The organism is Aeromonas lacus (genome assembly GCF_000764665.1).
GTDB lineage: Bacteria > Pseudomonadota > Gammaproteobacteria > Enterobacterales > Aeromonadaceae > Aeromonas > Aeromonas lacus.
On the sequence record NZ_JRGM01000131.1, the window covers coordinates 64,563 to 83,793 of the forward strand.

The following is a 19,231-nucleotide window of genomic DNA, read 5'->3' on the forward strand; positions in this document are numbered from 1 at the left end:
ATGAATAGTGAAAGGTTAATTGCCGGTGGTTTTGTCTCTTGGTCTCAAGATTGATTGAAATAAAAGCAGGGTGCGATGAATTAATGACCAGTCGGTTTTATGCACTCAATTATTGGTCGCGGGTTAACAACTGTTACAAGCAAACGTCAACCTGGGCACAACGTGGAGATTAATTTTTCATGTTGTTCACATAGTCAGGTTTTGTTCAGAATGATGCGTTTTTTTTACAACTTTCGCCTTGCGAAGATAAAGGACGCTGCATGAAACCTTTTGCATTAAAGAGGGGTTTGGGTGCCTTGCTGTTGCTCGCGGCCGCCGGCATGCTGACTGGCTGTGACATGGCTCTGATGAGCCCCAAAGGGCAGATTGGTCTGGAACAGAAATCACTGATACTGACGGCCCTTGGCCTGATGTTAATCGTGGTGATCCCTGTAATTATTATGGCCGTGGTATTTTCTCGTAAATACAGAGCTTCGAATACCGACGCCAAATATACGCCTGACTGGTCTCACTCCAACAAGATTGAAGCGGTTGTCTGGACCGTTCCCGTCATTATTATCGTTATTCTTGCCACCATTACCTGGAAAACATCTCACGAACTGGATCCTTACAAACCGCTGGATTCCACGGTGAAACCGATTCAGGTCGATGTTATTTCCCTCGACTGGAAGTGGTTGTTTGTCTATCCAGAACTGGGTATTGCATCGGTTAATGAATTGGCCTTCCCGGTCAATACGCCGGTCAATTTCCGGGTCACCTCCGATACCGTGATGAACTCCTTTTTCATTCCGCGTCTGGGCGGCCAGATATATGCGATGGCGGGCATGCAGACCAAGCTGCACCTCATCGCCAACGAGCCGGGCCAGTATGACGGCATCTCCAGCAGCTACAGCGGTGCCGGTTTCTCGGGCATGAAGTTCAATGCCATCGCGACTCCGGATCAGGCCGGTTTTGATGCCTGGGTTGCCAAGGTGAAGGCGTCGCCAAAACAGCTGATCACCATGGATCAGTTCAATGCGCTGGCCAAACCGAGCGAGTTCCATCCGGTGGAGTACTTCTCCAGTGCCGACCCGAAACTGTTTGTCACCCTGATCAACAAGTTCATGGGTGACATGAAGCACGGCCAGCATCAGGGGGTGACCCACGAGATGCCCATGGCGCAGGGGGAGACCATGACCCATCAGGGGATGGATCACTCACAGATGAACCATGGCGACATGGCGCAAGACGAACACATGGATCATGCCGGCCATATGAAAATGGCAATGGATGACAACTCTGTGAAAGCGGGATCCGAGGAATAACGATGTTTGGAAAATTAACGCTCGACGCCATTCCGTACCATGAACCCATCATCATGGTGACGGTGGCCGGAATCATTCTGGGGGGGCTGGCCATCGCCGGTCTCATCACCTATTTCGGCAAGTGGCAATATCTGTGGAAAGAGTGGCTCACCTCGGTGGATCACAAGCGCCTCGGGATCATGTATCTCATCCTCGGCATGGTGATGCTGCTGCGCGGCTTCGCCGATGCGGTGATGATGCGGACTCAGCAGGTGATGGCCTCGGCTGGCAGCGACGGCATTCTGCCACCGCACCACTACGACCAGATCTTCACCGCCCACGGCGTCATCATGATCTTCTTCGTGGCGATGCCGCTGGTGATCGGTCTGATGAACATTGTCGTGCCGCTGCAGATCGGCGCCCGTGACGTGGCCTTCCCCTTCCTCAACAACGTGAGCTTCTGGTTCACCGCCGCCGCCGTGGTGCTGATCAACATCTCCCTCGGGGTTGGTGAATTTGCCCAGACCGGCTGGCTGGCCTATCCGCCGCTGTCGGGGCTGGAGTACAGCCCGGGGGTCGGGGTCGACTACTGGATCTGGAGTCTGCAGATCTCGGGTCTGGGCACCCTGCTGACCGGCGTCAACTTCTTTGCCACCATCATCAAGATGCGCGCCCCGGGCATGACCATGATGCGCCTGCCGGTGTTCACTTGGACAGCTCTGTGCGCCAACATCCTGATCATCGCCTCCTTCCCGATCCTGACCGTCACGGTGGCCCTGCTCACCGCCGACCGTTACCTCGGCACCCATTTCTTTACCAATGACATGGGTGGCAACATGATGATGTACATCAACCTGATCTGGGCCTGGGGTCACCCCGAGGTGTACATACTGGTGCTGCCGGTGTTCGGGATCTTCTCCGAAGTGGTGGCCACCTTCAGCAAGAAGAAGCTGTTCGGTTACACCTCGCTGGTGTGGGCGACCGTCGCCATTACCGTGCTCTCCTTCATCGTCTGGCTGCACCACTTCTTCACCATGGGCTCCGGCGCCAACGTGAATGCCTTCTTCGGCATCACCACCATGATCATCTCCATCCCGACCGGGGTGAAGATCTTCAACTGGTTGTTCACCATGTACCGCGGTCGCATCGAGTTCACCTCGCCCATGTTGTGGACCGTCGGCTTCATCATCACCTTCAGCATCGGCGGCATGACCGGGGTACTGCTCTCGGTGCCGGCAGCCAACTTCGTGCTGCACAACAGCCTGTTCCTGATCGCTCACTTCCACAACGTCATCATCGGCGGTGTGGTGTTCGGTTGCTTCGCCGGTATCACCTACTGGTTCCCGAAAGCGTTCGGCTTCAAGCTCAACGATGTCTGGGGCAAACGTGCCTTCTGGTTCTGGATTGTCGGCTTCTTCGTCGCCTTCATGCCGCTCTACGTGCTGGGCTTCATGGGCATGACCCGTCGCGTCAGCCAGCATCTGGATCCCCAGTTCCATGGCTGGCTGGTAGTGGCTGCCTGTGGTGCCGCGCTGATTGCCGTGGGTGTGCTGTGTCAGGTGATCCAGCTGGTGGTCAGCATCCGCGACCGCGAGCAGAACCGCGATCTGACCGGTGACCCCTGGGGTGGCCGTACCCTGGAGTGGGCAACCTCTTCCCCACCGCCCTTCTACAACTTCGCCATCGAGCCGAAGATCAAGGGGCTGGATGCCTTCTGGGATGCCAAGCAGGACGGTTCTGCCTATCAGCAGCCCGAGCACTACGACCCGATCCATATGCCCAAAAACACCGGGGCCGGGGTCATCATCGCAGGCTTTGCCACCGTGTTTGGTTTTGCCATGGTCTGGCACATCTGGTGGATGGCCATCGCCGGCTTCATCGGCATGATCGCGAGCTGGATCATCCACAGCTTCAACGACGACGTGGATTACTACGTGCAGGTTGACGAGATCGAGCGGATCGAGCGTCAGCATTTTGAAAATATCAACAAGGTGGCGTGAAGCAATGGCGACCGACGTTCTACATCACACTCACGACGGTGCCCATGACCATGGGCACCACGATGCCGGTGCCAACAAGGTATTCGGTTTCTGGATCTACCTGATGAGTGACTGCATTCTGTTTGCATGCCTGTTTGCAACCTATGCAGTCCTGGTCAACGGCACCGCCGGCGGCCCGAGCGGCAAGGATATCTTCGAGCTGCCGTTCGTGTTTGGCGAAACCATGCTGCTGCTCTTTAGCAGTATCACCTTCGGTTTTGCCATGCTGGCGATGAACAAGAACCAGCTATCCGCCGTCAACGGCTGGCTGCTGGTGACCTTCGTGCTGGGTGCCGGCTTTATCGCGATGGAGATCTACGAATTCCATCACCTGATCGCCGAGGGCTATGGCCCGGATCGCAGCGCCTTCCTCTCCGCCTTCTTCACCCTGGTCGGTACCCACGGTATCCACGTGACCAGCGGCCTTATCTGGATCATTGTGATGATGGTGCTGGTGAGCAAGAAGGGGCTGACCGAGCGCAACCGCTCCCGCCTGATGTGCCTGAGCCTGTTCTGGCACTTCCTCGACGTGGTGTGGATCTGCGTCTTTACCGTGGTCTATCTGATGGGGGCAATGTAAATGAGTCATTCCGTTGACAATCACGGCGCCAGCCACGGCAGCGCCAAGAGCTATCTGACCGGCTTCGTGCTGTCAGTCATTCTGACCGCGATCCCGTTCTGGATGGTGATGGATGGCTCCGCTTCCCACGCGACCGTGCTGGCCACCGTGGTCGGCATGGCGGTGGTGCAGATCTTCGTCCATCTGGTCTACTTCCTGCACATGAACACCTCGTCCGAAGAGCGCTGGAATCTGGTGGCACTGGTCTTTACCGTGCTCATCATTGCCATCGTGATCGTGGGCTCCCTGTGGATCATGTACAACCTCAACATCAACATGATGGTCCACTGAGCAGGCTGGCAACGATGATGAAGCAATACCTGCAAGTGACCAAGCCGGGCATCATCTTCGGTAACCTCATCTCGGTTATCGGGGGATTCCTGCTGGCCTCCAAGGGGAGCATGGACTTGCCCCTGTTCATTCTGACCATGGCCGGTGTATCACTGGTGGTCGCCTCCGGTTGCGTGTTCAACAACTACATCGACCGGGACATCGACTGCATCATGGAGCGCACCAAGAACCGTGCTCTGGTGAAGGGTCTGATCGCCCCTGGCGTATCGCTCTGGTACGCCACCGCGCTCGGCATTGCGGGCATTGCACTGCTCTATTGGGCGGCCAATCCGTTGGCCGCCCTGCTGGCGGTGCTGGGCTTCATTGTCTATGTGGGGGTCTACAGCCTCTACATGAAGCGTCACTCGGTCTACGGCACCCTGGTCGGCAGCCTCTCGGGCGCCGCGCCACCTGTCATCGGCTACTGCGCGGTGAGCGGTCAGTTCGACTCGGGGGCGCTTATCCTGCTGGCGATCTTCAGCCTGTGGCAGATGCCGCACTCCTATGCGATCGCCATCTTCCGCTTCAAGGATTATCAGGCGGCCAACATCCCGGTATTGCCGGTGGTGAAGGGGATCCCGGTGGCCAAGCTCCACATCACCCTCTACATCCTGGCCTTTATGGTGCCGACCCTGATGTTGTTCCTCGGCGGTTATGCCGGTTACAAGTATCTGGTGGTGGCTACCGCGGTCAGCGTCTGGTGGCTGGGGATGGCGCTGTCTGGCTACAAGCAGGTAGTGGATGATGCACTCTGGGCCCGCAAGCTGTTCATGTTCTCCATCGTCACCATCACTTGTCTCAGCGTGATGATGTCGGTGGATTTCCAACCGGATGCAGCTCCCGTGCTGGTGAGCATGCTGCCCTGACAGTGTGACTCGCACCCCTAAAAAGCATGAAATCCAGAGCCGGGAACTTTCCCGGCTCTGTTATTATGGGGTCGCCCCGTCGGGCACTTTTCCCGTATATCGGGTGTGGCATGGTACCTGTCGGCCACCCCGTTACTCCTCCTTTTCCCTGACCTATCGAGGCCATCATGAATGATTTCACCATGACGAGGGGCGAGCGCCGTGCCACCTGGGCGCTCGGCTCCGTCTTCTCGTTGCGCATGCTCGGCATGTTTATGGTGCTGCCGGTGCTGACCACCTACGGCATGTCGCTGGCGGGTGCCTCCGAGGCGCTGATTGGCCTTGCCATCGGCATCTACGGCATGACCCAGGCGCTGTTCCAGATCCCGTTCGGCCTGCTCTCCGACAAGGTGGGCCGCAAGCCCCTCATCGTCGGCGGTCTGCTGATGTTTGCCCTCGGTAGCGTGATCGCGGCGCTGACCCACTCCATCTGGGGCGTCATCCTCGGCCGTGCCCTGCAGGGCAGCGGCGCCATCTCGGCCGCCGTGATGGCACTCTTGTCTGATCTCACCCGCGAGCAGAACCGTACCAAGGCGATGGCCTTTATCGGAGTGAGCTTTGGCATCACCTTCGCCATCGCCATGGTGACCGGCCCCCTTATCACCCATGCGCTGGGGCTCTCCGGCCTGTTCTGGCTCATCGCCCTGCTGGCGCTGGCGGGCATCGCCGTCACCCTCTGGCTGGTGCCGACCCCGAGCGACCACCGGCTCAATCGCGAGTCCGGCATGGTGAAGGGGGGGATGCGCACCGTGCTGACCAACCCGCGCCTGCTCAAGCTCAACTTCGGCATCCTCTGCGTGCACACCCTGCTGATGTCGAGCTTCGTGGCGCTGCCGCCGCTGCTGGAGCGGGCCGGTTTGCCCCGCGACAGCCAGTGGCAGGCCTATCTGATCACCATGCTGATCGCCTTCGTCAGCGTGGTGCCGTTCATCATCTATGCCGAGAAGCGTAGAAAGATGAAGCTTGTGTTCCAGATCTGCGTGCTGGTGATGCTTGTCGCGGAGCTGGTGCTCTGGCAAAGCGGGCTGCAGCTGTGGGGCCTGCTCGCCGGGTTGCAGATCTTCTTCATCGGTTTCAACGTGATGGAGGCGCTGCTGCCATCCCTCATCAGCAAGGAGTCCCCCCCCGGCTACAAGGGCACCGCGATGGGGATCTACTCCACCAGCCAGTTTATCGGGGTAGCCATCGGCGGCAGCCTCGGCGGTCTGTTCTACAGTCTGGGTGGCGCAGCGCTGGTGTTTGGCGGCTGCGCCGTGCTGGCGCTGGTCTGGCTCGGGGTCAGCCTCACCATGCAGGAGCCTCCTTATGTGAGCAGTCTGCGCATCGTGCTGCCGGAAGGGGTGGAGGCCAATACGGCTCTGGAGCAGAAGATCCGCGCCTGCGACGGGGTGAGCGACGTGCTGCTGGCCGCTTCCGAGCGCTCTGTCTATGTCAAGGTGGACAGCAAGCGCATTAGCCGCCGGGATCTGGAGCTGCTGGTCATCGACGGCTGGCACTGATCGCGCTAAGCTCGGTTCGGATCTGCAACTACTTGTTTTTGAAAACAGTCTGGAGGCGAAATGAACTGGTATATCTCGGTACTCAAGCAATATGCGGTATTCAGCGGGCGGGCCCGTCGCACCGAATACTGGATGTTCGTGCTCTGCAACGTCGTCTTCATGTTGCTGGTGGGGATGGTGGATCGGTTGATTGGCAGCGACAAGGAGATCCTGAGCTCCATCTACTCGCTGGCGGTGTTGATCCCGTCTCTCGCCGTGGCGGTACGCCGTCTGCACGACACCGACCGCAGCGGCTGGTGGCTGCTGATCGGCCTTATCCCCGTTATCGGTACCCTGGTGCTCATCTACTTTATGGTCTGCAACGGCCAGCAGGGGCCGAACCGCTTCGGTGACGATCCCAAAGCAGGCACCTCGCAGGGCTTTATCGCCAGCTAACAAAACGCACCAAAAAGGAGGGAGGCATGATGCCTCCCTTTTTCGTTGTTGGGCGTCAAGAGGCGCGCCAGAACGGTTTGTCGCCGAGCACGGTTGCCCGATGCATGATGCGTCGGGCTGGCAGATAGTCGGCGTTGGCATAGTGCTGGGTGACCCGGTTATCCCAGATGGCGATGTCGTTTTCTTGCCAGCGCCAGCGCACCTGATACTCGGGCTTGCTGACATGCTTGAACAGGAAGGCGAGCAACGCCTCGCTCTCTTGCCTCGGCAAGTCGGGCAGGCGGGTGGTGAAGCCTTCGTTGACAAACAGGGCCTGACGGCCACTGAGGGGATGGGTGCGGATCACCGGGTGGCGCAAGGGAGGATGGCGGGTTACTGCCTCCTGCCAACGTCCGTACTCCTCCGGGCTGCTGGTGTGGCGATGGGCCGGGAACGACTTGCTAAAGTCGTGTTCGGCCTCCAGTCCTGCCAGCAGTTGTTGCAGCCTGGGGGAGAGCCCCTCGAAGGCGGCGATGCCGCTGGCCCACAGGGTGTCTCCGCCGACCGGTGGCAACTGCTTGGCGGCCAGGATGGCCAGCGCCGGGGGCGTCTCGATAAAGGTCACATCGGTATGCCAGTTGTCGTTGTCCGGTGGATTCCCGTTGTGGGTGTCGAGCACGATGATCTCTTCGGCCTCGGGCGCATGGGGATAGATGGGGTGGATGTGCAGATCGCCGAAGCGGTTGGCCAGCGCCCGTTGAGCCAGAGGGGTGATGGGCTGGTCCCGAAAGAACAGTACCTGATGGCTCAACAGGGCCTGATGGATCTGCCCAAAGTGGCTATCGCTCAAAGGTTCAGCCAGTTGAATGCCGCTGATCTCGGCACCGATGTGGGGGCCGAGGGGGGTGATACGCAGGGTATTGCTCATAGTCCTTCTCCATGCCACGGCGTCAGGCGACGCTGCAGCGCACGTAAACCAAGTTCCAGAATGAAGGCGATCAGGGCGATCACCAGAATGCCCGCCAGCACCACGTCGGTGGCGAGAAACTCGCCGGCGGATTGCACCATAAAACCCACGCCACGGGTGGCGGCGATGAGCTCGGCTGCCACTAGGGTGGACCAGCCGACCCCGAGCCCGATGCGCAGCCCGGTCAAGATCTCCGGCAGGGCGCCGGGCAGGATGACGTACCACAACACCTGCCAGCGGGTGGCGCCCAGCGCCTGGGCGGCCCGCAGTCGCACCTGCTGGGCGCTCTGCACTCCCGTCAGGGTTGCCATGGCCACCGGCGCGAAGATGGCGAGATAGATGAGCAGCACCTTGGAGGTCTCGCCTATGCCAAACCAGATCACCATGAGTGGCAGGTAGGCGAGCGGGGGGACCGGTCGGTAGAGCTCGATCAGCGGATCCAGCATGCCGCGCACCGTGGGGCTCAGCCCCATGGCAATCCCCACCGTTACCCCGAACAGGGCCGCAGCTATCAGGGCGATCAGGATGCGCTGCAAGCTGGCCGCGAGATGCTGCCACAGGGTGGCATCCATAAACCCCTGCGGCCCGGCAATGGTGATGAACTGGTGCAGTACCTGCTCGGGGGGCGGCAAAAATAGAGGGCTTATCCAGCCAAAGTGCGCCACCAGCCACCAGATAGCCAGCAGGGTGGTCAGGCTAAGCAGGCTCACGCCAAGCCGGCGTGACAGGGGCCAGCGCAGGCGCACAGTGGCGGGGAGTGCCGAGGATGAGAGGGCGGCTGTCATGCAAACACCTCCCGTTCGGCGAAGACCCGGCCGAGCACGTATTCACGCTGCTCGATGAAGGCTGGATCCGACTTGATGCTGCGGCACGACTCCCCGGCGGCAAAGCGGCGGCCAAAATCCAGGGTCAGCCGCTCGGTGATCCGGCCCGGGGCAGGGGAGAGCAGCACCAGCTCGGTCGCCATGAATACCGCCTCCTCGATGTCGTGGGTGATGAGCAGCACCTGGCGGCGCTGCTCGTGCCACAGGCGCAGCAGCAGGGTCTGCATCTGCTCGCGGGTAAAGGCGTCGAGGGCGCCGAAGGGCTCGTCGAGCAGCAGCAGTTGCGGCTGGGTGGCCAGCGCCCGGGCGATGCCGACCCGCTGACGCTGACCACCGGAGAGCTGCCAGATGGGTTTGGTATGGGCCTCTTCCAGCCCCACCTTGCGCAACATGGCCAGGGCCCTCGCTTCGCGCTCCGGGCGGGGCAGACCGGCCAGCTGTAGCCCGAAAGCCACGTTGTCCAGCACGTTGCGCCAGGGCAGTAGTCCCTCGTGCTGGAACACCACCCCCCGCTCGGCACCGGGGCCGGTCACCGGTTTGCCTTGCAGGCTGATCTCGCCCTGATGGTGGGTGAGAAAGCCTGCGATAAGGTTGAGCAGAGTGGTTTTGCCGCAGCCGGAGGGGCCGAGTACCACCATCAGCTCCCCCGCTTCCAGCGTGAGGTTGATGTTGTCGAGCACCCTTTTGCCGTCGTAGTCGGCACAAAGGTGGGTGAGTTGCAGCATGGCAGTCTCCGGGTTACTTGGGGTCATTCAGCGGGCTTGGGCCTTGACGAAACGGTCGGTCACGTACTGGCTGTAATCGCTGCCGGCGCTCTGTACCTTGCCTTGCTCCTTGAGGAAGCGGGCTGTGTCCACTATGGTCCGGTTCACCAGCGCGGCGAGCTCGTCGCTCTGCTGCCGGGCAGTCAGGTAGGTGTTGCCTTTGACCAGCCCGGGTACCTCTGCGGCGGGGACGCCGCTCAGAGTTGCCAGCTTGGCGAGGTTGTCCGGTTGTGCCAGCCAGCCAGCCGGGTTGTCCAGATAGCCGCGCTGGGCTGCCAGCGTGCTGTCGACGAAGGCCTGCACCACCTCGGGGTGAGCCTTGGCAAACTCCTTGCGTACCACCCACACATCGAGGGTGGGCGCGCCCCATTCACCCACCTGGGCCGAGTCGGTCAGCACCTTGCCCTCCCGGGCCAGTTCATTGAGGGCCGGTGCCCAGACATAGGCGCCATCTATGTCACCCCGTTGCCAGGCAGCGATGATGGCGGGCGGCTGCAGATTGACTATCTGCAGGCTGGCCGGATCCACGCCCCAGTGTCTGAGGGCGACCAGCAGGCTGTAGTGGGTAGTGGAGGTAAAGGGCACGGCGATGCGTTTGCCAGCCAGCGCTTTGGGGGAGGCGAGCTCAGGCTTGACGACCAGCGCTTCCGAATTGCCGAGTTTGGAGGCGAGCAGGAACACCTCGATCGGCACCTGCTGGCTGGCGGCCACCGCTAGCGGGCTGGATCCGATATTGCCGATCTGCACGTTGCCGGAAGCGAGCGCCCGCACCACGCTGGCACCACTGTCAAACTTGAGCCACTTCACCTTGGCGCCACTGTCGCGGGCAAAGGTGTTGTCGGCCTGGGCCACCTTGGCTGGCTCGGCCGAGGTCTGGTAGGCCACAGTCACTTCGACGGCGTGGGCCTGCAGGCTGAGAAGGGCGAGGGCTGTCAGCCAGAGAGAATATCCTTTTCCTATCATGATGCTATTCCGTTATCTGGAGTGTGGAATAGCCGTTTTCCCATTTATTGGCCTGACAATGAAATAACGAAAATATTGTTGTGGCGAGCAATGGTTCTTAGAAAAAGAGCGGTAAATCAATGCGTTTATTTATATATCCCAATAATCGCAGTCGATATCTGTCAGGTGAGAAATGTCGTCTGAATATGTTCCTCGCGGTGAGATTGTCCACCCGATACATGGCGGTATGGCCACCTCGCCTGATCAGACAAAAGACGGGGTTGTGAGCGATAGGGATACGGAACAATGAGCGGTGGCGGCAAAACGAAAACCATTTTGTGGCAATGCTAAAACCCGCCGGAGTGGCGGGCTTTATGGTTTATCACGGATGGTTCAGCGTGAACCCGGCTGATCAACGCTCAATCAGTGGTGCCGAGCGGTAGCTCCACATGCCGTAGGTACGCAGCACGTCGCGGTAGATGCCGAGCAGCTCGCTCTGGCTCACGCTCGCCAGATCTTCGAGCGGTTTGTCAGGGAAGCTGACGCTCACCACCTGCAGCCCGGCCGGGCCAGTCTGATCGCAGGCGGTTTCGAGCACCGCCTGACCGCGGCGGACATGGCTGGCGGAGCTCACCAGCACCGCGTAGTTGATCTGGTGGCGGGCGAGGGCATAGGCGCTGTAGAGACCATTTTCCACCGTGCTGGTGGCGTAGTTCTCCTCGATGAGGCGGCTGCGGTCGATGCCGTGATTGGCCAGCCAGTCGGCCATCAGCTTGCCCTCGGTCTGGTGATTTTGCGGTACCCCGCCGGTCAGGATGATGAGCGAATCGGGATCCGCCTTGGCGAGCTTGAGGGTCGCCTGCAACCTGCCCAGCAGGATCCGGTCCATGGTGCCGTCGGGGTTGAGGGCATAACCGAGGGTGACGATGGCGCGCTTGCCCTCTTTGCTTGCCTTGATCTGATCCTCGGTCAGCTCGGTCTGCAGTTCGATGGTGGTGACCCGCTGCACCCTTGCGATGATCTTGTCCAGATTGGCGGCACGTCCGCCGTTGCGATCCGCCACCTTGGCCAGGGCGGTGCGCGACGCCTCCTTGTTGCCTTTAACCAGCTGCCAGATGGCGAGGTAGCTGTTGATGTCGAGGTCATCGGGGGCGACGGCCTGCGCCTGCTCCAGCAAGGTGATGGCGCGGCTCAGGTTGCCGTTGTAGATCTGGGCATTGGCCGCCGAGATGAGCAGGTCGGTGCGATAGGGTTCGAGTTTGTAGGCCGCCAGCAGCCGGTTGGTGACCAGCTCCATGTTGCTCGGCATCTTGGCGGTGAAGCCGGCGTGGGAGATCTTGGCCGGCGATTTGTAGATCTGCTGCGCTTCGCCGAGCAGCATGTCCACCACCTGGCGCTTGCTCACCAGGGTATTGAGGTCGCTCTCTATCTGCATCGAGCTGTCGGCCGCCTGCAGGGCGAGGGGGGAGAGAGCCAGCAGGCCGCTCAGCGTCAGGGCGAGAAGGGTCTGTTTCATCGAAGATTCCTCGGTCGGGCTGATTGCCACTGCGCGCCGCCAGTTGGCAGCGCCAAGCAAAGTCGCGTCAATTCAGTCGGTTAGTACCAAAACAGGCGGGCAATATAGCAGTTATCGGGGCGTCAAACTGTGAGTCGGGGCGAGTCGTGGGGGATGAACCGCGTTCCCGGCTGCTCTTCCAGAAGGGCAGGGGGCGCTGTTTTCCCCCTGCCATCGGGAGCATTGGCTCCCCAACCTATCTGTTATCTGGATAGGTTGATTCTCAATCTATCGAATTTCGAGTTAGTTCCACATCGGGGAGACACGTGCTTCCAGCGTCTCCTGCTGCTCTTCGGGCATATCGCTGAAGAAGTTGAGGTGAGTCTGCTCTTCCACTTCACGCACCGACACCCGGTAGTCGGCGATCTTGCTAACGGGAATATCCTGTTGCGGCATGATAAAGGCGATGGCCTGCAGTTTGGCCGGATCCATCACGATCTTGTAGTAGGCGCTCGGGATCGTCACACCCTGACCGATGGACTCTTCAGAGCCGGTAAAGATGGGGCCGGTGATGACCTGCACATCCTTGCGGCTGATAGCCCATTGACGTGCCTTCTCCTCCAGAATGCGCCACGCCTTCTGGTTGAGGGCTGGCAGCTGGGGTGTCATGTTGGTCAGCAGGAAGCTCTGCTTCATGGTGATATCGGTGGCGGCCATGTCGGCCGCAGGAGCCTGATGGCCACGGTCGTAGCCAGATCCCTTGTAGTCCGACAGCGTTGCGCGATAGGCGACCGGCACCTCCTTGTCCTCGGCAAAGGCATCCTTGCGCTTGATCTTGCCCTGTGCGCTCTGGGCGGTCATCCGGTAGGACACCCACTCGGAGACCTTGTGGTCGTAGTTGTAGCCTGCGGCATAGCCGTCGCGGCACAGCTTCTGATCCGCTTCGGAGGGGGTGCCAAAGCGCATGTGTTCCCCGCAGACAAAGTCCGCTGCAAAGAGCGGTGCAGTGCCGAGGGAGAGGGTGACAGCCAGAACCAATTTATTGATTTTTATCATTTTTGTGATGCTCCAGTTTAGTAGGCCGCATCATTTGATACACATCTCGAAGGAGCTTCAATTGCAGCTTGATGACACTTTCCGGATTTGTGACGTCTCGCCAAGATCTGTCGCGTGGATGGCTAATGTGTTTTAAGTCAACGTCTTTCACCATGAGATGATGGAGAGTTGATTGGAGCTAAAAACAAGGGGCCCACAGCGGGCCCCTTGTTTGGTACAAGATGGCGAGGGTCAGTCGTCTCAGGCCGCCTGCTCTCCCTTGTCTGCCAGCGTGCGGGCCAGCAGCGCTTCCGGGTTGTGGATCGCTTCTTTGGTCTTCACGTCGATGACCTCGATATCGCTGAAGCGCTCCCGGTTCTTGATCGCCACGTCGTGGGCGAAGATGACGCAGCGGGCGTTGGCGACATCCTTGGCGGTGATGCGGTTGATGATGCCGTTGGCGCCCTGGGTCTCGACCTTGATCTTGATCCCCTGTTTGGCGGCGGCCTTCTGCAGACTCTTGGCGGCGAGGAAGGTGTGGGCTACGCCGGAGGGGCAGGCGGTGATGGCCAATACGTCCGCTTCCCCTTCCGCTTCAATCACCTGATAGTCGCTATCTGTGGTGGTGACCTCTTCCTCTTCACTTACCGGTTTTTTCAGAATGTTGACGATGACGGCTGTGGTCAGGGCGCCGAGGATGGTGCCGAGGATATAGCCCATCTTGCCTTCCACCACCGGCAGGACAATCCAGCCACCCCAGGGGGCGTGGTTGATGCTGTGCATCATGAAGCCGGTGATGTTGCCGACGATACCGCCTGCCACGATGGCCGGGATAACGCGGACGGGGTCAGCGGCGGCGAACGGGATGGCACCTTCACTGATACCGATCATGCCCATGATGGCGGCTGCTTTGCCGGATTCACGCTCTTCCTTCTTGTAACGCTTGGGGGACATGAAAGTGGCCAGTGCCATCCCGAGCGGCGGTACACAGATGGCGATACCGACGCCGCCCATCAGCCAGGGCTGGGTGTTGACCTGAGTCTGGGCAAACAGGGTAGCAACCTTGTTGACCGGGCCGCCCATATCGAAGGCTGTCATGCCACCCAGGATGGCCCCCAGCATCACTTTACCTGAGCCCGCCATGCTGGAGAGCCAGTGGTTCATCCCTTCCATCATGGCGGCGATCGGGGCGCCGATCCCCCACATCACGATGCCGCACACCAGGAAGGTACCGATCAGCGGGTAGATGAAGATGGAGCCAAGGGAACTCATGGAGTCCGGCAACTTGATCCGTTTGAGCTGATTGACCACAAAGCCGGCGATAAAGCCCACCAGAATGGCGCCGAGAAAACCGGTCTGATAGTGCTGCACGGCAATCCAGGAGCCGATCATGCCAGGCGCCAGACCCGGTTTGTCAGCCAGCGAGTAGGCGATATAGCCGCCCAATACGGCAGTAAACAGGGTCAGGCCGGCGATACCCATGGTCGCCATATCCTTGAGGAAGCCCGCTTCCGGCACGGCGCCCTTGCCGCTCAGCATCACTGACAGGGAGAGCAGCACACCGCCCGCCACGATGAAGGGGATCATGTGGGAAGTACCAAACAGCAGGTGCTGCTTCATGGTGTTGAGGCGATCCTTGAAGGTGCGATCGGTGGGTTCAACCGGAGCAGCGGCAGCTGGTTTGGCGGCTGGCGCCGGTTTTTCCATTTTCGGGCCTTGCTTGAGCAGGGTCAGGGCTTGCTCGACGGTAGTGGCCGCTTTCATCTGCTCGATAAAGCCCGGCTCCAGCAGACGGGTCGAGAGCTCGGCCAGCACCTCGATGTGGTGGTTGGCGCCACCATCCGGGGAGGCGATCATGAAGATCAGCCGGGTCGGTTTGCCATCTTCGGCACCATACTCGATCCCTTGCTTGCTGATCCCGATGGCGATGGCGGGACGGCTCACTGCCGCGCTCTTGGCGTGGGGCAGGGCCACACCCTGCTCGAACCCGGTGCAGTCGAGTTGCTCGCGGGCCCAGACATCTTTGACAAATTGCTCTTTGTCAGATACGGCACCGTCGCGCGCCAGCATCTGTGCCATCTCGTCGAACAGGGCCTCCTTGCTGGTGGCCTTCAGCTCCAGACAGATAAGTCTGCCGTTGGTTATGGTGGGTAACATTGCACTCTCCTGGCTCCGTTCCTGAGCTCGCTGGGTGGGGATTGGGTTGACTGGAATATTGTTCTCCCGTTGCCCCCTCGTCGAAATCGGACAAATGTGCCGTTTACTGGATTTTTGTGTGACATCCTCCGCCCTGTGACCCTGCTCGCAATTTGCACATCGTTAGGTTTAACCATGAAAAATAAGTAAAATCCTTTATAAACAATAAGTTGATTTACTGCTCATTATTGATCTCTGTTTGGGTTACGCCATTCTTGCAATCCTGCAGATGGAGATTTGTGTGAGTGGTACAGCCACAAAAAATGTGAAGAGGGCGGCAAAAAACAGGCTTTGGGTGAGGAGCACTCTGAGCAATGTAGTGACGAGAGTGAGGGGCGAAGGGAGGAGGAGAGAGTGATGACCAGCCCAAATATTCGATTGGTTCAGGTAAAAGCAATCGTTTATTTGATTGGGCAGTTGGCGGGATCCGGTTGTCGAAACAAGTGATACATTGGCCAAGTGCCGTCAGCCCTGAGTCGCGTTCAACATGTGTGGCTCGCTAAAACAAGGAGATATTCTGATGGAAAAACTAGACCAAGAGGTCGACACCATGCGCCAGGAGCTGGAGCGTCAGCTACAGCAGCAAGCCCACAACAAGTGGCAGGCGAGAGTCGATGCACTGCAGCAGGAGCGCTCCGGTGACTGTCAGGAAGAGGAGGAGGTTGAGTTCTAGCCCGTCGCGGCCAAAGGAGAGTGGCCGGTATCTTCCCTACCATGTCTCGTTACGATCTATCAGGTACCGTCATGCGAGATAGCCCGAATAACCAAACCCCGCAGGCCGCAAGGACTGCGGGGTTATTTATTGCTGCCCGCCATCATTTTGCAATTGCCACTGCTGCAACTGCTTTTTCAGAGAACCTTCTCCCGGGGGGATAAAGTCGTCGAGCAAAAAGCAGCGTTGATCGCCCGATTTTTGCAGCTGGAGGGTGACCTCCTGCGGCTCTTGGCGGGTATCTGTCATCGCCAGACGGTAGTGCATGGTCACGGCCACCGTGCTGTCGTTGCTGCTGGTCACCCTGAAGGTGATGGGCTCGACCACATCGCCATCCTGCGCGTTGGTCCAGGGATCGGCATCAATGGCGCACACCTCCCCGTCGGCATTGCACTCGGCCTCGCGGCTCAGCACACTGAAAAAGTCCGGGGTTAGCAGCTCTTTGATCCTGGCCGGATCGGTGTAATAGAAGTTCCGGTGATGCTCCCAGAACGCCTTGGCATGCTTGATGGCAACGCCGTCATCGCAAGCGGCATAAACCGGGTTGCCCAGCAGTGCCAGCAGCAGTGCAGTGCCGGCTTTCATGGGGTGGTTCCTGACCTGTGCCGGTTGACGAGGAAGGGTCATGGCGGTCTCCGGAAAAAGGTGGTGGTTAAACGGGCATCATAGTCAACGAGGGGCGCAGGGAAAGAGGGATGTGGTGAATTTATGCCGCACATCAAGAATTTTGGCAGTAAAAGGCGCATCCGAATGGATGCCTTATTTTCGGCAGGAAACTACGCAACGAACTGATTCGCAAGAAAAAGGGCCATCAATGATGGCCCCTTCGTTTATTCGGTAATGGCGTTTACGCCTTAGCTGCGGTTGCCGGCGCGAGCGACTCGCCCTTCTGCCAGCAGCTGGTAGCTGCCGGTGGCGGCCGGGATAAAGGCGGACTGGCCCTTCTCGAGACGCAGCGTCTCATCGCCGCGCTTGAGGAGCACGGTTGCATCGATGGCAAACAGGATCTCGGCACTGGCGGTGGTGAGCTGGTGCTCGCCTGCCGGGTAGACGCTGAAGGTGAAGTCAGGGACCGGTACCTCGAAGTGCTGCACCGCCCCTTCAACATGGGGAGCAAGCAGGATCTGGTCGTCCGGCTTGGCCAGGCAGCGGGTGCAGTCCAGCAGTTCTGCCACATCGATGTATTTGGGGGTGAGCCCGGCACGCAGCACGTTGTCCGAGTTGGCCATGATCTCGAGACCCGTGCCGCGCACATAGGCGTGCGGGGTGCAGGCATCGAGGAACATCGCCTGCCCGGGTTTGAGGGTCACCACGTTCAGCAGCAGCGGCGAGAAGAGGCCGACGTCGCCCGGGTACTGGGCCGCCAGACTGGTGATGAGGGCAAAGGTCTCCTCATCCTGATGCTCGCTAGCAAAGGCCAGCAGCCCCGCCAGCGCCTCCTCCTTGCGCGCCCCTTCCAGTACCAGCAGCTGGTGGAAGAAGTGCTGCAGGCCAGCTTCATTCTGGCTGGCGGCAAGGGCTGCGGTCAGATCGGCGATGGCCGCCAGATTGACTCGCTCGAACAGTTCCAGAATGGCCGGGATGGAGCGAAAACCGTTCATCGCCTGATAGGGGGTGAGGGCAAACACCAGCTCGGGCTTGTGGTTCGGGTCCTTGTAGTTGCGATTGGCGGCTTTGGCATCGATGCCTGCGGCCTCTTCTTTGGCAAAGCCCGCTTCGGCCTGAGCCTTGCTCGGGTGCACCTGAATGGAGAGAGCTTTCTCGGCGCACAGCACCTTGAACAGGAACGGCAGGCTGCCAAAACGGGCGAGGGTGGCCTCACCCAGCACGGCAGCAGGGGCGCGCTCAATCAGGGTCGATAGCTTCTGGGTCTGGCCCGCCAGCTCAACGTCGGAACAGCCGTTGGGGTGGGCGCCCATCCAGAGCTCGGCCTGAGGTTTGCCCTCCGGATTGGCAATGCCAAACAGGGTGGTGAGGGAGTCATGACTGCCCCAGTCATAGCCTTGAATCGGGTTTTGCATCAACAGAAAGGAGGGCAGATCGCTACTGCTCATAAGGGACGCCTCGTCTAGTTTGAAGAAAATCGGGTGCAGAAAAGGGTGGCATTGCTGCTGTGGACCGGACTATAACATGGGCGGTCGTGCGCGCCGCAACCGCTTGCCTCTCTCTTGATCAGGATCACCATGTCTCTCATCTTCAGCCAACTGCTCGACGGAGCCCTGAGCGAACAGGTTCCATTTGACCAAATCTGGTTTGCCAGTGAACAGGGGGTGCCCCCCGGTTTCAGCTATCAGGTCAATTTTCCCCGCCTCGAACTGGTGTTCAGCGGCGAGTATCTCAACCAGATCTGGGACAGGGAGGAGGGGATCCGGGAGATCAGCGTGTTGCCGGGACAGGCGCTCTATATCCCCCCCAACGGCTGGAACAAGCCGCTCTGGACCACCGATTGCTCGGTGCTAAGCCTGCTCTTTGGCAAGCGCCAGCTGGGTTTCAGTCTGGTGAGCAAGCGACGGGAAGACCCCGATTTCTTCGATGTGCAAAAGCACAGCATCATGGCGCGGGCGGGCCACGTCATCGAACACATACTGGCGGCGCTCAACGTGCTGGCCGAGGATCCCGGTCGCTCTCCCACCGACGACCACCTGCTGCAGGCGTTGTTGTCGAGCGCCCGTCAGCTGCTGATCGCCTCTGCCACCGATCGGCCGCGGGGGGCAGATCTCTTCCACGGGATCTGCATCTATATCCAGGAAAATTTTCACCGCTCCATCACCCGTGACTCCATCGCCCACCGCTTCAACGTCTCGGCCAGCCACCTCTCGCACCTGTTTCGCGAGCAGGGCCATATGCGCCTTGCCGATTACATCAGCTGGGTACGGATCGATCGGGCCAAATTCATGCTGAAAAAGTACCGCTTCCGCCTTGAGGAAGTGGCGAGCCGTTGCGGTTACAGCGACGTGAACTACTTCTGCCGGGTGTTTAAGCAGAAGACGGGATTGACCCCGACCCAGTACCGCTCCCTGAGCCAGCCCCAGAGCCTGAGTCATGAGCTGGCGTGATAATTTGGGAGGCGAAACAGGGTCGTTGCCGGGATGCAATCGCCACTGCCAACGGGGCTCTACCTCTTTGGTCTGACATGCGAGCTCGCCATTTTATTATGAAAATGAATGGGCTAAGATGGCCGCGCGCAACAAACAAGTTGATAACAAA

At 59.6% G+C, this 19,231-nt stretch carries 18 protein-coding genes; 9 read left to right on the top strand and 9 right to left on the bottom strand.

From position 1 onward, the window contains the following. The first annotated feature begins 260 nt into the window (after window positions 1-260). From cyoA to LG31_RS0109875, 7 genes are all read left to right on the top strand, one after another. Window positions 261-1,304 (top strand): cytochrome o ubiquinol oxidase subunit II, encoded by a 1,044-nt coding sequence (cyoA, locus tag LG31_RS0109845; protein WP_084059589.1) that lies wholly within the window; start codon window positions 261-263, stop codon window positions 1,302-1,304. A gap of 2 nt (window positions 1,305-1,306) precedes the next feature. Then, on the top strand, window positions 1,307-3,283 hold the full coding sequence (gene cyoB / locus LG31_RS0109850; RefSeq protein WP_033114295.1) for a cytochrome o ubiquinol oxidase subunit I: 1,977 nt from the start codon (window positions 1,307-1,309) through the stop codon (window positions 3,281-3,283). Between the two features lie 4 nt (window positions 3,284-3,287). Further along, on the top strand, window positions 3,288-3,902 hold the full coding sequence (locus LG31_RS0109855; protein WP_033114296.1) for a cytochrome o ubiquinol oxidase subunit III: 615 nt from the start codon (window positions 3,288-3,290) through the stop codon (window positions 3,900-3,902). Next, window positions 3,903-4,232 (top strand): cytochrome o ubiquinol oxidase subunit IV, encoded by a 330-nt coding sequence (locus LG31_RS0109860; RefSeq protein ID WP_033114297.1) that lies wholly within the window; start codon window positions 3,903-3,905, stop codon window positions 4,230-4,232. A gap of 14 nt (window positions 4,233-4,246) precedes the next feature. Then, window positions 4,247-5,137: a heme o synthase gene (cyoE, locus tag LG31_RS0109865; RefSeq protein WP_033114298.1), complete on the top strand. Its 891-nt coding sequence runs from the start codon at window positions 4,247-4,249 to the stop codon at window positions 5,135-5,137. 167 nt (window positions 5,138-5,304) lie between these two features. Beyond that, the gene (locus LG31_RS0109870) at window positions 5,305-6,675 is read left to right on the top strand and encodes an MFS transporter (RefSeq protein WP_033114299.1); all 1,371 of its coding nucleotides are present in this window, start codon (window positions 5,305-5,307) and stop codon (window positions 6,673-6,675) included. Window positions 6,676-6,735: 60 nt separating this feature from the next. After that, window positions 6,736-7,110, top strand: a complete 375-nt coding sequence (locus tag LG31_RS0109875) for a DUF805 domain-containing protein (protein WP_033114300.1) — start codon at window positions 6,736-6,738, stop codon at window positions 7,108-7,110. Between the two features lie 55 nt (window positions 7,111-7,165). Here the strand turns inward: LG31_RS0109875 and tauD are convergent, their stop codons facing one another. The 7 genes from tauD to LG31_RS0109910 form a co-directional block, all read right to left on the bottom strand. Beyond that, window positions 7,166-8,017 (bottom strand): taurine dioxygenase, encoded by an 852-nt coding sequence (gene tauD / locus LG31_RS0109880; RefSeq protein WP_033114301.1) that lies wholly within the window; start codon window positions 8,015-8,017, stop codon window positions 7,166-7,168. Further along, window positions 8,014-8,841, bottom strand: a complete 828-nt coding sequence (tauC, locus tag LG31_RS0109885) for a taurine ABC transporter permease TauC (RefSeq protein WP_033114302.1) — start codon at window positions 8,839-8,841, stop codon at window positions 8,014-8,016. The genes tauD and tauC overlap by 4 nt, the downstream gene beginning before the upstream one ends. After that, window positions 8,838-9,605, bottom strand: coding sequence for a taurine ABC transporter ATP-binding subunit (gene tauB, locus LG31_RS0109890; protein ID WP_033114303.1), 768 nt, complete (start codon window positions 9,603-9,605; stop codon window positions 8,838-8,840). The genes tauC and tauB overlap by 4 nt, the downstream gene beginning before the upstream one ends. A 27-nt stretch (window positions 9,606-9,632) precedes the next feature. After that, a complete protein-coding gene (gene tauA, locus LG31_RS0109895) occupies window positions 9,633-10,607 on the bottom strand; it encodes a taurine ABC transporter substrate-binding protein (RefSeq protein WP_033114304.1) in 975 nt (324 codons plus the stop codon). A gap of 391 nt (window positions 10,608-10,998) precedes the next feature. Then, the gene (locus LG31_RS0109900; protein ID WP_033114305.1) at window positions 10,999-12,102 is read right to left on the bottom strand and encodes a YdcF family protein; all 1,104 of its coding nucleotides are present in this window, start codon (window positions 12,100-12,102) and stop codon (window positions 10,999-11,001) included. Between the two features lie 282 nt (window positions 12,103-12,384). Beyond that, window positions 12,385-13,137, bottom strand: coding sequence for a DNA/RNA non-specific endonuclease (locus LG31_RS0109905; protein WP_033114306.1), 753 nt, complete (start codon window positions 13,135-13,137; stop codon window positions 12,385-12,387). Window positions 13,138-13,377: 240 nt separating this feature from the next. Further along, on the bottom strand, window positions 13,378-15,273 hold the full coding sequence (locus LG31_RS0109910; protein WP_033114307.1) for a PTS fructose transporter subunit EIIC: 1,896 nt from the start codon (window positions 15,271-15,273) through the stop codon (window positions 13,378-13,380). Window positions 15,274-15,832: 559 nt separating this feature from the next. Between LG31_RS0109910 and LG31_RS21420 the strand changes: the two genes are divergently transcribed. Next, the gene (locus LG31_RS21420; protein WP_167334754.1) at window positions 15,833-15,985 is read left to right on the top strand and encodes a hypothetical protein; all 153 of its coding nucleotides are present in this window, start codon (window positions 15,833-15,835) and stop codon (window positions 15,983-15,985) included. A gap of 126 nt (window positions 15,986-16,111) precedes the next feature. Here the strand turns inward: LG31_RS21420 and LG31_RS0109915 are convergent, their stop codons facing one another. Then, entirely contained in the window at window positions 16,112-16,609 is a 498-nt protein-coding gene (locus tag LG31_RS0109915) for a hypothetical protein (protein ID WP_033114308.1), read from the bottom strand. A gap of 269 nt (window positions 16,610-16,878) precedes the next feature. Next, window positions 16,879-18,078, bottom strand: coding sequence for a mannose-6-phosphate isomerase, class I (gene manA / locus LG31_RS0109920; protein WP_033114309.1), 1,200 nt, complete (start codon window positions 18,076-18,078; stop codon window positions 16,879-16,881). Between the two features lie 129 nt (window positions 18,079-18,207). On the opposite strand from manA, the gene LG31_RS0109925 reads away from it, so the two are divergent. Beyond that, complete coding sequence (locus LG31_RS0109925) at window positions 18,208-19,080, top strand: helix-turn-helix transcriptional regulator (RefSeq protein ID WP_033114310.1); 873 nt, start codon at window positions 18,208-18,210, stop codon at window positions 19,078-19,080. The last annotated feature ends 151 nt before the right edge of the window (window positions 19,081-19,231 follow it).

What these genes read in the sequence shown, in the direction of transcription:
- cyoA (WP_084059589.1), top strand. Translation starts at nt 261, where the DNA reads ATGAAACCTTTTGCATTAAAGAGGGGTTTGGGTGCCTTGCTGTTGCTC.
- cyoB (WP_033114295.1), top strand. Translation starts at nt 1,307, where the DNA reads ATGTTTGGAAAATTAACGCTCGACGCCATTCCGTACCATGAACCCATC.
- LG31_RS0109855 (WP_033114296.1), top strand. Translation starts at nt 3,288, where the DNA reads ATGGCGACCGACGTTCTACATCACACTCACGACGGTGCCCATGACCAT.
- LG31_RS0109860 (WP_033114297.1), top strand. Translation starts at nt 3,903, where the DNA reads ATGAGTCATTCCGTTGACAATCACGGCGCCAGCCACGGCAGCGCCAAG.
- cyoE (WP_033114298.1), top strand. Translation starts at nt 4,247, where the DNA reads ATGATGAAGCAATACCTGCAAGTGACCAAGCCGGGCATCATCTTCGGT.
- LG31_RS0109870 (WP_033114299.1), top strand. Translation starts at nt 5,305, where the DNA reads ATGAATGATTTCACCATGACGAGGGGCGAGCGCCGTGCCACCTGGGCG.
- LG31_RS0109875 (WP_033114300.1), top strand. Translation starts at nt 6,736, where the DNA reads ATGAACTGGTATATCTCGGTACTCAAGCAATATGCGGTATTCAGCGGG.
- tauD (WP_033114301.1), bottom strand. Translation starts at nt 8,017, where the DNA reads ATGAGCAATACCCTGCGTATCACCCCCCTCGGCCCCCACATCGGTGCC.
- tauC (WP_033114302.1), bottom strand. Translation starts at nt 8,841, where the DNA reads ATGACAGCCGCCCTCTCATCCTCGGCACTCCCCGCCACTGTGCGCCTG.
- tauB (WP_033114303.1), bottom strand. Translation starts at nt 9,605, where the DNA reads ATGCTGCAACTCACCCACCTTTGTGCCGACTACGACGGCAAAAGGGTG.
- tauA (WP_033114304.1), bottom strand. Translation starts at nt 10,607, where the DNA reads ATGATAGGAAAAGGATATTCTCTCTGGCTGACAGCCCTCGCCCTTCTC.
- LG31_RS0109900 (WP_033114305.1), bottom strand. Translation starts at nt 12,102, where the DNA reads ATGAAACAGACCCTTCTCGCCCTGACGCTGAGCGGCCTGCTGGCTCTC.
- LG31_RS0109905 (WP_033114306.1), bottom strand. Translation starts at nt 13,137, where the DNA reads ATGATAAAAATCAATAAATTGGTTCTGGCTGTCACCCTCTCCCTCGGC.
- LG31_RS0109910 (WP_033114307.1), bottom strand. Translation starts at nt 15,273, where the DNA reads ATGTTACCCACCATAACCAACGGCAGACTTATCTGTCTGGAGCTGAAG.
- LG31_RS21420 (WP_167334754.1), top strand. Translation starts at nt 15,833, where the DNA reads ATGGAAAAACTAGACCAAGAGGTCGACACCATGCGCCAGGAGCTGGAG.
- LG31_RS0109915 (WP_033114308.1), bottom strand. Translation starts at nt 16,609, where the DNA reads ATGAAAGCCGGCACTGCACTGCTGCTGGCACTGCTGGGCAACCCGGTT.
- manA (WP_033114309.1), bottom strand. Translation starts at nt 18,078, where the DNA reads ATGAGCAGTAGCGATCTGCCCTCCTTTCTGTTGATGCAAAACCCGATT.
- LG31_RS0109925 (WP_033114310.1), top strand. Translation starts at nt 18,208, where the DNA reads ATGTCTCTCATCTTCAGCCAACTGCTCGACGGAGCCCTGAGCGAACAG.